This is a genomic window from Mucilaginibacter ginsenosidivorax (assembly GCF_007971525.1).
In the GTDB taxonomy this organism is placed as follows: domain Bacteria; phylum Bacteroidota; class Bacteroidia; order Sphingobacteriales; family Sphingobacteriaceae; genus Mucilaginibacter; species Mucilaginibacter ginsenosidivorax.
On sequence record NZ_CP042437.1, the window covers coordinates 762,044 to 776,117 of the forward strand.

Consider the following 14,074-nt stretch of genomic DNA (forward strand, 5'->3'; position numbering starts at 1 on the left):
ATGAACTGGCTGCATTATCTCCTGGAGGCAAATATTTACCTGGCTGTATTTTATGGCGGCTACTGCCTGTTTCTGAACAAAGAGACCCATTATACACTTAACCGGGTATACTTGTTGCTAAGTTGTGTCCTGTCGTTCGTACTGCCTGTTATCCAGATAGGTGCTTTAAAATCAACGGAAAAGGTTCAGGAGATTACCCTGGTAAGTTATCCTGCCGATTCGGCCACTGTGCTGCCAGATGCAACGGATTACATTACCTGGGACAATGCCTTATGGGCTGTTTACATTGTTGGCATATCGGTGTTGGCTTTATTACTGGTTATCAAATTATTTAAACTGGTAAACCTAACCACATCAGGTAAAAGACTTATTGATAACAAATACCAGTTGGTAGATATTGAAGATGCAGATACCGCCTTTTCATTTTTCAACTACCTTTTTATAGGCACAAAAACCAGCGCCAGCGACATTATTATCCGGCACGAGCTGGTACACATCCGCCAAAAGCACTCGTTTGATATTGTTTTTATCGAGATTATTAAAATTATCAACTGGTTCAATCCCATCATTTACCTGTTGCAGATAAGCCTAAAAACCGTACACGAGTATATAGCCGATGAGCAAACCGCGGCGCATGAAACAGATGCACTGGCCTACTCGTCGTTCCTGGTCAACAATGCTTACGGGCTCAATGGCTCGTCAATCACGCATTCATTTTTCAATTATAATTTGTTAAAAAAGAGGATCATTATGTTAAACCAACAACGTTCGGGCAATTTAGCTAGGCTAAAGTACCTGGTGGCCGTACCCATATGTGCGGGGATGCTTTGCGCATCAACATTGGCGTTCAGTAAAAATTATGCCTTTATTGACCTGGCGCCAAAAACCGCAAAGCCAGATTTTAGATCACCCAAAACAGCCACAGCCGATACATCTAACCGCAAGATGCGAACAAGGGCCACTACATCAAAAGGCTATGCTTATGATGAAACCGGCTACCTTATTAATAACAAAACCGATTTCAGGGTAATTATTACCGATAAAAACGGCGATCAAAAGGAGTTTTATAAAAGCAAGGCAAAACCAGCGGAACTGGCTATGCTTAAAGAAAAATACGGTTATTCGTTTCCTAAAATGATGATCTATCCTAAACTTCCGCCACCGCCGCCAATGCCACCTGTTGCACAGCCAGATATGGACAGAATGCCGCCCCCACCTCCACCTGTACCGCACAAACATGGCGCTAAAAACATGCGCATTCCGCCACCGCCGCCACCAACTCCACCGGCCGAAGGAGCAGATGTAAACAGGACGCCGCCACCTCCACCGCCTGCGCCTCCGGTTATGTCAAGAGATATAAACAAAATGCCGCCACCACCACCGGTACCGCCAGTTGGATCAGGAGATATAAACAGAATGCCACCGCCGCCGCCAGTGCCTCCTGTTAACTTAAAAGATACGGTTGGAATGCCTGTAGCGCCTCAGCCCGCCACACAACCTCTATCACCAAAACCTGCTAAAACTTTGAAGTTGAAATCTGTATCAGCAAGCCTGAGTTCTAAAGTTACAGGGGTAAAACCTGTTAAATTGAAGTTAAAACTGATATCGGCAACGCTCTATCCGAAACCAGCTCCAGTTGCATCCCCTGCTGAAGCTACACCCGAGGCAAATTAGCCGTCAGGGAATAAACTAATTACCCCCAAACCCAATGGGGCAAAAATTGCTGAACGGTAAAACCGCTTCGGCATTTTTCTGTGTAAAGCCCTGCTCCTCTTTTGTTAACAAATACCAACATCCTTCATTGTGGCACATGCTATATCTGCACAGCTATATGCCCGCAGCTATGCGCCGTTAGGTGCAACCAATTTGTAGCACAATCGATTCTCTACTAACCTTTGCCTCGGCAGAGGCTACCTACACGCCGAAAGGATGGCTACCTTCATATCCAGAGGTAGCACCTACGGCGCAAAATCATTTTTGCCTGCCATGGCTACAAACGGGTAACTCCTACGGAGTAGCAAACCCGCTGTTCGGGATCTTTCACTTCGAACCACCATGCCAACCCCGCTGTTCGAAGTCTCCGACTTCGAACCATTATGCATGTAGTCTCTGACTACAGGATGCCAAAAAAACAATCGACATCAGAATACAGTCAATACCCGCGCATCCCGCCCTTTTACAACCACTTAAATAATAATTAAATAAAGTATACACTTACCATTTAAACTTATTAAATTTGATACACTACTCAGTTGATATACAGTGCCTAAAATACCGATTGGGTATATCATTTAAATTTAATCATCATGAAAAAGTTTGGAATTATTGTAGCCATTTTGGGTATTGCGCTGTTTATTACCAGCAACTTTTTTTACAAAAAAACATCAAATGCTGTTGACAGCAGCGGCAGCAAAGAAATTGTTACCGGCCCCAATGGCAGCTGGACATTTAAGCTACCTGTATTTGCCGGCGGCGCGCTGTTTGTAATTGGCCTGGTATTCTTAGCCGCATCGCGAACCGATAACCAACACCACGATCACTTGATTTAAAGTAGAATCAAGAGTTAAGAATCAGGAATTAAGACTTTTTAACAAGCAGGAAAACTCTGTGCACGCCAGTCAATTTTTGACTTTTAACTTCTGACTAAGTATGTGTTTCCCCTCTACAGGCAGAAGCGCTGGCAGCGCTTTATGTGATCGCGAGGCTGTTCGAAGAGATTTCCAACAGCCTCAGAGCCGCTGAAATTTTGACTTTTGAATTTTTACTTTTGACTTTCCTTCCCTTTCACATAAATCACCTGTTTGGTTTCAAAAAACTCTTCGGTAAAATAATCTTTAAGGTAATATTGCTGCACTTTAAGGCCCGATTCTTTGATCTCCTGGTCAAGGTCGCCGCCTTTTAAATACAGGATGCCATTAGGCAGTTTATTGCCCGATTGCTTTTTGAATTTGCTACGCACCCAGGGGTAAAAATCTTTTAGTTGGGTCACGGCGCGGGATATAACAAAGTCAAAATTCTCGTCAATTTCTTCGGCACGGGCATGGGTAGCCTTTACGTTGGTAAGGCCCAGCGCTTTGGCAACTTCCTGAACAACCTTTATTTTTTTGCCGATAGAATCAACCAAATGGAAAGAAGTTTGGGGGAATAATATAGCCAGCGGAATACCCGGAAAACCGCCGCCGGTACCTACGTCAAGCACGCTTTCGCCCGGCAAAAAGGGCATTATTTTAGCAATACCCATAGAGTGTAAAACATGACGCTCATACAACAAATCAATATCCTTGCGGGATATCACGTTAATCTGGCTGTTCCAGGTGTTATATAACTCGGGCAGCTGCTCAACCTGGGCACGTTGCTGCGCTGTTAGTTCAGGAAAATATTTAAAAACGATATCAGATGTCATCCCTGTTAAAGCGGTTGATGATGTTGCCAAGCAGGTACCTGGCCCTAAACAATTGCGCCTTTACCGTACCTAATGGCAAATCAAGCTGTTGTGCTATTTCTTCGTAAGATAGCTCATCAAAATAACGCAGGGTAATGAGGTTACGGTAGCGCGGCGGCAGGCTTTCTATCAGCAATTTGAGTTCCTGGGTCTGCTGTTTTTTAATGGATGTTTCCTCCGGGTTTAATACATCGGCTTTAATTTGAAGCGGCTTTTCGTCGCCGTCTTCATCCGTCATGCCGTGGATAGATTGGGTATTGAGTTTCTTTTTACGGATAAAATCAATGCAATTATTAGTTGCCACCCTAAAAAGCCAGGTGCTGAAAGCATAATCGGGCTGGTATTTTTCCAGCTTTTCAAATGCCTTGGCAAAGGTTTCCACGGTAAGGTCCATAGCGTCCTCTTTATTATTCACCATTTTAAGTACCATAAAATATATGGAATCCTTATAACGGTGCATCAGATCGGCATACGCCTTTTGATCGCCCGTACGCGCCCTCACTACCAGGTGAAAATCATTCCTGGCGTTTTCGGTAAAATTTGCGTTTATTTCCATTGGGTAGTTTTTAAAAGTAGCCCAACTAATCCAAATCCAATTAAATACATATAATATATGATATCAAAAAATGGTAAATACCAAATCAGATCTTTGCCATCCAGCTTCTTGAAAACCTTATTATAGATTAATAATTGGATAATCAGTCTAAAAAGCAACAAACCTAATGCCAACAGAGGTTCGAATTTACAAACCAGGCATAATATAAGCAGCATATAAAACAAAAAGCCACTAACGCCATCAAAAATAAGCATTTTACGGTGTCTTCTCTTATATAATTTACCTACACCCGCATGCCTTTTTTTTTGCCTGTACCACGAGGATAATGTTGATTTTGCCGCAGTGTACATAAAGGTATCCGGGTGAATTTCAATAGCGGCATTATCGGGAGTGGCATGCTGGTTTACAAATAAATCATCATCGCCGGATAGTACATGCATGTGCGATGCAAAGCCTTTTTCGCTAAAAAACAAAGTTTTGGTATAGGCCAGGTTACGCCCAACACCCATATAAGCATCGCCGTTTAATGCACATGACAGGTAGTTAGTGGCCGCCTTTACCGACTCGTACCTGGTAAACCAATTTAAAAAACTCCTGGTTTTATAAAAGGGCGAATAGCCTAAAACTATTTGAGCTCCACCACCAAAATTGGCTACCATACGTGTTATCCAATTTGGCGACACGGGCTTACAATCGGCATCGGTAAACAGCAAATATTCGTTTTTTGAGGCCTTTATGCCCAGGGTAAGTGCGAATTTTTTGCCGGTTTTAAAGCGGTCATGCTCGGTAATGGTAACTACTTTAAGGTTGGCATACCGGCGTTGCATATCCTCCAATACCTCGTCAGATGCATCGTATGAGCAATCGTTTATTACCACAACTTCAAAGTCGGGATAGTTTTGTTCCAGTATCGATGGCAGGTTTTCCTGCAGGTTTTGCGCCTCGTTACGGGCGGCGATAATTACCGAAACCGGTATCAAGACCGTTGGCAATTCTTCATGGGGTTTGTAACCGGCAAGGCTAATATGGCTACTTACCAGGTAGTACAGCTGAACAATAAAACAGAGCTGAAAAAGCAGAAAAAGTACTATTTGTATATAAGTTTCCAATGAGCCAAAAATAATCAGGCAAAGTTGTTAAAATTACACGAATTACAAGGGCTTAATCGGGTTAAATTTGGTACTTGTGGGCAATGGAACAGGTTGTAGTTTTCCACACTGTTTAGGTGAAAGAAATTTATGTTGATAAGTTGTGTCATAGGGCTTTTATATCGCTTACTTTTACCCGGTGGGGTTATTTTCACAGTGGGGGTTGATAAGGAATAAACTTTTATATTTGGATATGCCAAACAACAACCCACCTGTTACGGGTAAATACATTGACCCTTTGGTTGATTTCGCCTTTAAAAAAATATTTGGGAGCGAACCTAATAAAGATTTACTGACCGCTTTTTTAAATGAAGTATTCAGGGGAAGGAAGCATATTGTTGACCTGGTTTACAATAAAAACGAACACCCCGGCGATTTAAAAGACGAAGGCTCGGCCATATTCGACTTACTTTGCACAGGAGATAACGGCGAACGTTTTATAATTGAGGTACAGCGGGCAAAACAAGGGTATTTTAAAGAAAGGGCCTTGTTTTATACCTCCCGCCTCATAAGCGACCAGGCACCAAAAGGCAAACGAAACGCCTGGGGCTACAACATTGCCGAAGTATATTTAATAGCTTTGTTAGAAGATTTTACACTGGAAGATAGCCCGCCAAATAGCTACCTGCATGATATTTGCCTGTGCAACAGGGATACCGGTGAAATTTTTTACGATAAACTGGGTTATACCTATATAGAATTGAGTAAATTTGTTAAAACGGAAACCGATTTAGGTACGGATTTGGATAAATGGCTTTATGTATTAAAAAACATGAGCCGGATGGAAAAAATTCCGGTCTATCTTCGGAAGCCCATATTTGAGAAATTGTTCAGTATTGCAGAATATACAAACCTGACAAAGGAGGAGAAAACGATGTACGATAGCAGCTTAAAATACAAATGGGATAATAAGAATGTGATTGATTATGCCCGGCAGGAAGGCATGGAAAAAGGTATGGAAAAGGGTATGGAAAAAGGCATAGAAAAAGGCGAGTATAAAAAGGCTTTGGACATTGCCCGTGAAATGAAAAAAGATGGCTTACCATTTGTCCAAATCTCAAAGTTTACTAAACTTTCTGTTGAAGAAATAGAAAAGCTGTAGTTAAGCACAGGACATCTCTTTTTAAATTATAAAACAGGAAAGGTCCTTTTCAACATCTATACTTTGAGATTTATTCCCTAAAGAATATAGCAAGAATAAATACCCCCTGTTTATCTTCAGAAACCCATATTTGAGAAATTGTTCAGTGTTGCAGAATATACAAACCTTACAAAGGAGGAGAAAACAATGTACGATAGCAGCTTAAAATACAAATGGGATAATAAGAATGTGATTGATTATGCCAGGCAGGAAGGTATGGAAAAAGGTATTGAAAAAGGGAAGCTTGAAGAAGCCATCGCCATTGCACGCGAAATGAAAAAGGACCGTCTGCCGCTTGCCCAAATTTCAAAATTCACTAAACTTCCTGTTGAGGAAATAGAAAAGCTGTAATTAACCGCCTATCATCACTTTTATATCTGCAAAATAAACAGTTACATATATAGATAAAGACCGCCGTTCTGCCGGGACGAATGCGCTGTACCCCTACTTAATCTTTTTTATAAAGGGCCTGGATAAGGCTTTTTTCGCTATTGCCTCCCACTCAAAAATGCTAATGAAATTAACGGAACAAATCCCCTTCCTTAAAGGTTGCACATAAACATCGTGTAAAAAAACAGCCTCTGTTAAATTATATAACTGGATATGGCAGCTATCTTAATCAATCCCTCCCAAATGGTTATTTCTATATTAACCAGATAGCCCCCTGAGATTTTTCCTATAAGTACCCGTTAAATATCCGGTAATCCAGTTTGTTCTATACGTTTTTATAGCTAAAAAGCCCCTCAGATAAAAGCTATTTCGGCCCTGCTTTCCTTTTATCAATTGCCTGAACTTGCGTAACGATACGACTCCCGATATCGATGTTATAAACATATAATTTAAAGCGCCCGGCATTGCACGGGCTGTTGAGTTATGTTTTTAGCAGCAGGTATGTGTTAACGTTTCAGCAAACCAATATATAATCAATAAACCAAATTTAACTTACAATTTTATGTCAACAACAATCGATCTTACTCCGCGCGACCTGGCAAAAGGCACCACTTTCGCTTTATCATCCAATGAATGGTTATCAATACAGGTATTTGTTACCGGTGCCATGCTATTGCCAACAACCACAGCACTTTTGCAAAAAACGCTGCCTGCCGTTCCGTCCGGCGGAATTGAACAGTTTCAACCCCTTGTTGATGGGTACAAAAATCTATATGATATTTGCCAAACTTTTGATACCGTTACCAAGCCCGACAGCGTAAAATGCGCTTCGGATCTGATTGCTTACAATGTTTCAGTCCCGATATTTTACCGGGCTATTTTAGCATTAATGTTAAAAATTGAAGCCGACCCCACCGATACCGTATCAATTACCCACCTGAAACAAACTTTGCAGGTAATGATCAATAAAGCGCAGGCTTTTTCAACACATGCCACTAATGTTGCGGCAGCCATGCAAAAATTCTCTTTAGATACATCAGTTAATGAAGCTGCTATCGGCACATTGTTTAAAACTTATAGCGACAAGATATCAGGAACAAGCGGAACTATTAAAACAATGCAAGCCCAGCTGGCACAGGATAAGGCCGATCTGTCTGACGCCGAAGACGAATACAAGCATGACATTATCGTAGCTGCCACATCAGCAAGTTACGCCTGGATATGGCCTTGTGGCTCAATCGCCGCAGGAATTGTGGCCGGAATTTATGGCAAAAAAGCAACCGACGCAAAAGCAAGAATAGACGCGCTTAGCGATCTGGTGAACGGCCTTGAGGCCAAGATTGCCGCCGACGCTACACTTGTGCTTGATTTAACCCGCATTAATTCTGACATCACCGGTATTACTAAAAAGATAGATGGCGCTCTTCCGGCCATTCAGAAAATACAAGGCATGTGGAGTGCACTAAAGGACGACCTTTCCAGTATCCTGACCACTATTAGCGGCGAAATTGTAGATATGCCATCATTTATTGCCGGGCTTGGAATTGAGGAGGCTATTGTATTATGGCAAAAAGTAGCCGATGAGGCAGATAATTATCGTATTAACGCATATATTACTGTTGTACCCAACTCAACTGTGGCTTTCTATGCTGCAACTCATCTTAAAAAGATGCTGACCCGCAAAAACAGGGTAAGCATACACCAGCCAGAAGATACAGCAGCTTAAAAAAAACAAGATGCCTTATAAACACGTGCCGGGCGAAAAACCCGGCATGTAAATGTTAACCTAACTTTCTAATTCCCTCAAAATGGCAATTTCAGTACATGACAAAAAAGACTGGGCCGATTATTATAAAAACGCCCAGGCATTAAATAAAATACCTTGCACAACTGCTACCATACCCTTCAACGGTCAGCTTATTTTTCGCGACCTGGTTGTGGATATGGACGAAGTGCTGGCCGCCGCCGATAAACACAAATCGGTTATTGTGTACATCATTGCAGATATTGTAAAGATGCCGGCTGCAAATATCCAGCTTTTTAACCGTGGTATATTCATCATCAGCCGCAGGCTGGTTTGCAACTCATCCGTGGTTACCATGGATTTTAGCTCAAACAACGCAGCTACTTTTATGCTGTTTGCTACAGAAATTAGTGGCGACCTAAAAATAAACACCCTGGGCCCAAAGGCCGATGAAAATAAGAATTTTGCCCTCACCGATTTTCCGGGCTTAGGTATTCATGTTAAACACGCCAATTATAAAACCCAAATTGTCGACCTATACTCAAAGGATCTTAAGCTCATTACCGATAACCCGGCACATCCGTTGCCTGGTACCGAGTTGCAGCTCACCCTGTCCTCGCTTTACCAGTTTAGTACACGCCTGATAGATACCGAACCAGCTGCGGCAAGGGCTATACTTGCCTGGGTTAAAGCTGCTTCTCAAAATAATATTCCCCTTGCCGATCTTTACTATCAAAGTTCGGCGCTGCTGGGCGAACTTACCCTTGAAGCCAGCAATTTAAATTTTGTGCCGCTGCTTAGCGCCGATATTTACGAAACACTTGCCGGGGCCTACCTGGCATCTGTTGCCAATTATGAAACCCAGTACAATCTGGTAACCCAGGATGCGGTAAGTAAAGCCGATCAGATTAGGGCCGGGCATCAAATGCTTACTTATTTTAGCAATACAGATGCATTTACCGACAGTTTAATCAAACAAGCCGTATCTAACCTTGATGCTGCAAAAAGCGCATATGATCAGGCACAAGCCAACATGACATCGGCAAATTTAGCCAGTATGCGTGCTGCCGCCGACTTTAAAGCTGGTGTAGCAATCTGGGAGCGGGACCAAACGTTAAAAGCTGCTTTTGAGATATGTATGGCCGTGGGTACTTTTGCTGCATCTATAGGTGCAATGTGCGTTGGCGATGTAGCCGCTGCCGGCGCCACTGCCGGTGCGGTGGCCCAGGCAGGAAAAGCAGCAGCAGCCGCGGCAGATTCGGCAAAAACCGTATCAAAATTTGCAACTGCTATTGGTAACCTATCCAAAGCCATGTCAAAGCTGGAAAACATAGCCAAGATGCTGCAAAACACCTTTAAATTCATGAATGATTTAAGAGAAGTTGCAAAAAAAATGGATTATACCAAAGCGGTTACCGACTTTGAAATACCTGATGCCGCCGACATTTCAAGCCAGGCCGAGTGGGACATTTTTCGGTTACAGGTAGATGATATGATGAAGGGTGCGGAAAATGCAAGTATTGCCGGCGCTGCAGAATACCGCCAGCAACTGGATATCCTTTCTATATACGGAAAGGCGCAATCAGCCGCGCAGGCAGCCATGGTACAGGTTACACAGGAACTGGCCAGGCTTTACATGCAAAAAAAGGTAAGCGCAAATATGATCGAATCATATAAAAATTATCTTAAAGCGCTTGAAGGCGATATCGCGACGGATAAAAATACCCTGCACAACGTTTACGTATTGCAGATGAATATGAAAACCTATATGTACCTGGCCATCAGGAATTATACCCGGGCTTATAAATACTGGGCCTTGCAGGACTCCTCAGTCGCCCCATCTATTTTAAAAACAGCCGCCTTACTTACAACGGATGTGGCCAATATGAAAAAAGACCGTGCTGAAGCCCTGGAGAAATTTAAGCCGAAACCATCGGATTTTGAAGCATCAGAAGAAGGTTACAGTGTACATATAACAGATGCCGACGCAATTGCTGCATTTGTAAAAGATGCGCAAATTACCATAGCTGTTGGAATGGATACCGAAGTATTTGAGAACATGCACCGGGTAAGGTTAAATAAAGTGCAGGCATGGCTACATGGCATTAAGGCAACAAAGATGATTACGGTAACCATCTGCAGTTCTGGCATATATGCCGACCGGTTTAATAAAGAGAAATTTAGCTTTAGCAGTACCCCTGCTGAGCTGACATTTGCGTACCATGAAGAGAATGGTGAAATTTTGATTGATACCCCCGGGGCCATCAGTAAGGAATTGCAGGCAGCTTATTTTCAACCCACTCCTTTTACAGAATGGACTATCTCGGTAAATAAAAAGATGCCCCGGAGTCAGGTTAGCAAAATAACGCTGTCATTCGCCGGAACTTCGATACATACTAAATCTGCGAAAAGAATCGCATAAAAACATGGCAATTACAGAACGATCATTAACTGCGCTTAATATGGACGCGTTGTTTACCATCCCCAAAACGGATATGGATGCTATTAAAGCACGTGTAAAAACCTGCAAACAGGGAGCCGCTATTAAGGATATCATCACGCGGCACCTTCCTCATTTTCCAGATGCGCTTGCCGCCGCCTACCTGTGGGACACTGACATTGCCCCACAGATGAAGGCTCAGTGTAATTTGCTGATGGCATATGCAACAAAAGCCAAAGCTGATTTTTCGGCGCTGAACATTGCGGTGCAGCAATTAATTATCAGTGAGCAGGATATGACACCCGCAGTACAGCAACAGGCGGCAACTGCGGTAGCTGCCTTATATGAATCAACCAAGGGTCTTTCTGCTTCTTTTATCAATATTGTAAATCAGGTTTTTACTTTCAACAAAGCCAATAATAATCTTGATAGTGATATTGCCGGTACAGAATTTGGTTTTATGAAAGAAATAACCGCAAGTATAGCCGTGCTTGACCATGCCACCGGAAGCATCCGGGGGGCATGGTCGGCACTTGCCGATGACCTGGAAGCCATTGCAAAAACAAGCCAGGTTGATTTTTCAATCCCCTTTATAGCAGGCCTGAGCCTCTCCGTAGCAATAGCAGCATGGGATCAGCTTCAAACAGAGTGTGATGCATTTTTAAACTCGCGATAAACGGTAACAAAATTTTAAAAAAGCCGCCGGGACCCGGTAACAAAAAAATCATGTGTCACAATCACATTTTACTTTTATAAACCAATTTAATCTACAAAACTATGCCACCGATTAACTACGCCAATCCCATGCAGGGAAAACTATTTTCGCTGGCACACGGCAAAGGCAGCTTAAGTGGCGCTTTTCAGGATGTTACCATCATTTACCCGATGCCGAAGCCTGGTTATCCCCCTATCCCGCCTCCGGCACCCGTAGATCTCGGGATAGATAGGATTACAGATATTATGAGTAATAATATAATTGACCATTGTATACAATGGTCATTCATCAGCCTCACTGATAACAAATTTATGCTCACCTGCCGTAGCCCGCGAACAAAAAAAACACACGTGATGACCTGTAGCGAATACCCCAATATTTGCAAAACAGTTAAAGTAAATAATTTCGATCTTCCTGTTAATACAGAAAATGTAAGCCGGGATAACCAGTTCACGTTGTTCTATGTAGAACAAAGTCCGTGTTTTTTTTATTTGAAAAATGCTGATAATTTGTACCTGGCCACAACCACAGAATCTATAGAGATATTGGGACTAACCATCGGGATATTAACCTTTTTTACCGAAGAACAAAAAAACAACCCGGCTATTAACGCCAACTGCGTTTGGTTCATAGACACCATTGTTAACAAGATTCGCCAGGGAGCCGGTGATGTTATTTTTATTGAAGATGAAGATGTTAAACGGCCTGTGTCATTTGCCGATATCTCAAAAAAAGTGAACAAAACCATTGATATAGCTTATCTTAATGAGTTGATGGGAAGATGATCTGACATAAAGATGCAGGGCTCCCTCCCTAATGTCATTAAGTTTAATTAAGAACCTCCCGATGATTAAGCCCACTTAAAATCTTTCTGCTGATTAGCGGAAAGACTTTAAAAAAGTGTAGTTAAAGTCCCCCGGCTACTGTGTGTACACATCTTTAAAACAAAAGAAAATGCTATTTCGAACGAGGTACGGGGAAAAATCCTATACGTCATGCATCCAACCATGCAAATTTGCAAGCATGACGTATAGGATTTTTCGCTACGCTCAAAAGATAGTTTCTCCCTCCTTCCTGCCCCAAACTCCTTATAAATTCAGGATAGATAAGTCAGCCCGGTTCCCTTAAAACCGGCTTACTTTTTCAAACAAATAGATATATTTACGGCTTAAGCGTTAATAACAAATCCATGAATAAACAACCCCGGTATATTGACCCGATGACCGACTTTGCCTTTAAACGGCTTTTCGGCAGCGACCCCAATAAAGACCTGCTTATTGCTTTTTTAAATGAGGTATTCCGTGGGCGAAAACTTATTGCTGATTTGGTTTACAATAAAAATGAGCATCCAGGTGAAACAAAACATGAAGGTGGAGCAATATTCGATCTGCTTTGTACCGGTACCGACGGAGAGCAATTTATTATTGAAGTACAACGCGGCAAACAAGAAAAGTTTAAACAACGAGCATTGTTTTATACCAGTCGTCTTATTAGCGAACAAGCGCCCAAGGGTAAGCGAAGTGAGTGGGCTTACAATATAAGTGGTGTTTATTTAATTGCATTGTTGGAAGATTTTGTTTTGGATGATAGCCCTGCTGCTGAGTATCTGCATGATATTTGCCTGTGTAACAGAGATACAGGTAAAATATTTTACGATGAATTAGGCTACACCTATATTGAATTGCGTAACTTTGTAAAATTGGATAATGAACTGGAAACAGACCTTGACCGATGGCTTTTTGTGCTGAACAATATGAGCAGCATGGACAAGTTACCGGCTTATTTGAGAAAGCCGGTTTTTGAAAAACTATTTAACATAGCAGAATATAGCAACCTGACAAAGGAGGAAAAAATGTTGTACGATAGCAGCTTAAAACAAAAATGGGATAACAAAAACGTGCTTGACTATGCGGTAAAAGAGGCCGATAAAATTGTCCGTGAATCTTTTGTTAAAAACCTTATTCAAGATACCGATTTTGATGACCGAAAAATAGCTTCATTAGCTTCAGTTGATACAGTTTTTGTTGAAAATGTGCGAAAAGGTTTAAGGTAATATTTATCACCTGATATTTGTAACCTTCCCTTATAGACGCGTTACAACAACTGAACAACATGAGCAACATAGATAAGCTACCGGCTTATTTAAGAAAGCAGGCTTATGAAAAACTGTATGACATAGCAAAGTATGGCAACCAGACAAAAACGATGTACGATAGCAGCTTAAAATACAAATGGGACAATAAGAATGTGGTTGATTATGCCTGGCAGGAAGGTATGGAAAAAGGTGAGTATAAAAAGGCCTTAGATATTGCCCGTGAAATGAAAAAAGACGGCCTGCCACTTGCCCAAATCTCAAAGTTTACCAAACTATCTGCCGAAGACATAGAAAAGCTTTAGTTGAGCATCGGTTCATTGTTTTAATTATAAATAGTGTGGCGCTTGTCAAAGCCCCCCCGGGGAAACAAGCTGTTTTACTTATTTTACTTATTTTACTTTGC

General features: G+C 41.9%; 12 protein-coding genes and 1 pseudogene. 10 read left to right on the top strand and 3 right to left on the bottom strand.

Translation table 11 applies throughout. From position 1 onward, the window contains the following. Together FSB76_RS03190 and FSB76_RS03195 are read left to right on the top strand one after the other, a co-directional pair. On the top strand, positions 1-1,674 hold the full coding sequence (locus FSB76_RS03190; RefSeq protein WP_147052156.1) for a M56 family metallopeptidase: 1,674 nt from the start codon (positions 1-3) through the stop codon (positions 1,672-1,674). 632 nt (positions 1,675-2,306) lie between these two features. Continuing rightward, positions 2,307-2,549 (top strand): hypothetical protein, encoded by a 243-nt coding sequence (locus FSB76_RS03195; RefSeq protein ID WP_147052157.1) that lies wholly within the window; start codon positions 2,307-2,309, stop codon positions 2,547-2,549. Between the two features lie 212 nt (positions 2,550-2,761). Here FSB76_RS03195 and rsmG read toward each other — a convergent pair whose 3' ends face one another. The 3 genes from rsmG to FSB76_RS03210 are packed head-to-tail and all read right to left on the bottom strand — an operon-like array spanning position 2,762 to position 5,107. Then, on the bottom strand, positions 2,762-3,403 hold the full coding sequence (gene rsmG / locus FSB76_RS03200) for a 16S rRNA (guanine(527)-N(7))-methyltransferase RsmG (protein ID WP_147052158.1): 642 nt from the start codon (positions 3,401-3,403) through the stop codon (positions 2,762-2,764). Further along, on the bottom strand, positions 3,393-3,998 hold the full coding sequence (locus FSB76_RS03205) for an RNA polymerase sigma factor (RefSeq protein WP_147052159.1): 606 nt from the start codon (positions 3,996-3,998) through the stop codon (positions 3,393-3,395). Before FSB76_RS03205 ends, rsmG begins: the two co-directional genes overlap by 11 nt. Next, positions 3,989-5,107 (bottom strand): glycosyltransferase, encoded by a 1,119-nt coding sequence (locus tag FSB76_RS03210; protein WP_147052160.1) that lies wholly within the window; start codon positions 5,105-5,107, stop codon positions 3,989-3,991. The genes FSB76_RS03205 and FSB76_RS03210 overlap by 10 nt, the downstream gene beginning before the upstream one ends. Positions 5,108-5,339: 232 nt before the next feature. Between FSB76_RS03210 and FSB76_RS03215 the strand changes: the two genes are divergently transcribed. The 8 genes and pseudogenes from FSB76_RS03215 to FSB76_RS03250 all read left to right on the top strand — a co-directional run bounded on the left by FSB76_RS03215 (position 5,340) and on the right by FSB76_RS03250 (position 13,973). Further along, positions 5,340-6,248 carry an Rpn family recombination-promoting nuclease/putative transposase gene (locus FSB76_RS03215; RefSeq protein ID WP_147052161.1) on the top strand — a complete coding sequence of 303 codons (909 nt, stop codon included), beginning with the start codon at positions 5,340-5,342 and terminating at the stop codon, positions 6,246-6,248. 105 nt (positions 6,249-6,353) lie between these two features. Further along, positions 6,354-6,638, top strand: a pseudogene (locus tag FSB76_RS03220) (PD-(D/E)XK nuclease family transposase); the annotation flags it as partial. A 601-nt stretch (positions 6,639-7,239) separates the two neighbouring features. Next, positions 7,240-8,403, top strand: a complete 1,164-nt coding sequence (locus FSB76_RS03225; protein WP_147052163.1) for an alpha-xenorhabdolysin family binary toxin subunit A — start codon at positions 7,240-7,242, stop codon at positions 8,401-8,403. Between the two features lie 82 nt (positions 8,404-8,485). Then, positions 8,486-10,843, top strand: coding sequence for a hypothetical protein (locus tag FSB76_RS03230; RefSeq protein ID WP_147052164.1), 2,358 nt, complete (start codon positions 8,486-8,488; stop codon positions 10,841-10,843). Positions 10,844-10,847: 4 nt separating this feature from the next. Next, positions 10,848-11,537: a hypothetical protein gene (locus tag FSB76_RS03235; protein WP_147052165.1), complete on the top strand. Its 690-nt coding sequence runs from the start codon at positions 10,848-10,850 to the stop codon at positions 11,535-11,537. 101 nt (positions 11,538-11,638) lie between these two features. After that, a complete protein-coding gene (locus FSB76_RS03240) occupies positions 11,639-12,361 on the top strand; it encodes a hypothetical protein (protein ID WP_147052166.1) in 723 nt (240 codons plus the stop codon). A 404-nt stretch (positions 12,362-12,765) separates the two neighbouring features. Next, on the top strand, positions 12,766-13,629 hold the full coding sequence (locus FSB76_RS03245; RefSeq protein ID WP_147052167.1) for an Rpn family recombination-promoting nuclease/putative transposase: 864 nt from the start codon (positions 12,766-12,768) through the stop codon (positions 13,627-13,629). A 59-nt stretch (positions 13,630-13,688) separates the two neighbouring features. Continuing rightward, complete coding sequence (locus tag FSB76_RS03250) at positions 13,689-13,973, top strand: hypothetical protein (RefSeq protein ID WP_225976402.1); 285 nt, start codon at positions 13,689-13,691, stop codon at positions 13,971-13,973. The last annotated feature ends 101 nt before the right edge of the window (positions 13,974-14,074 follow it).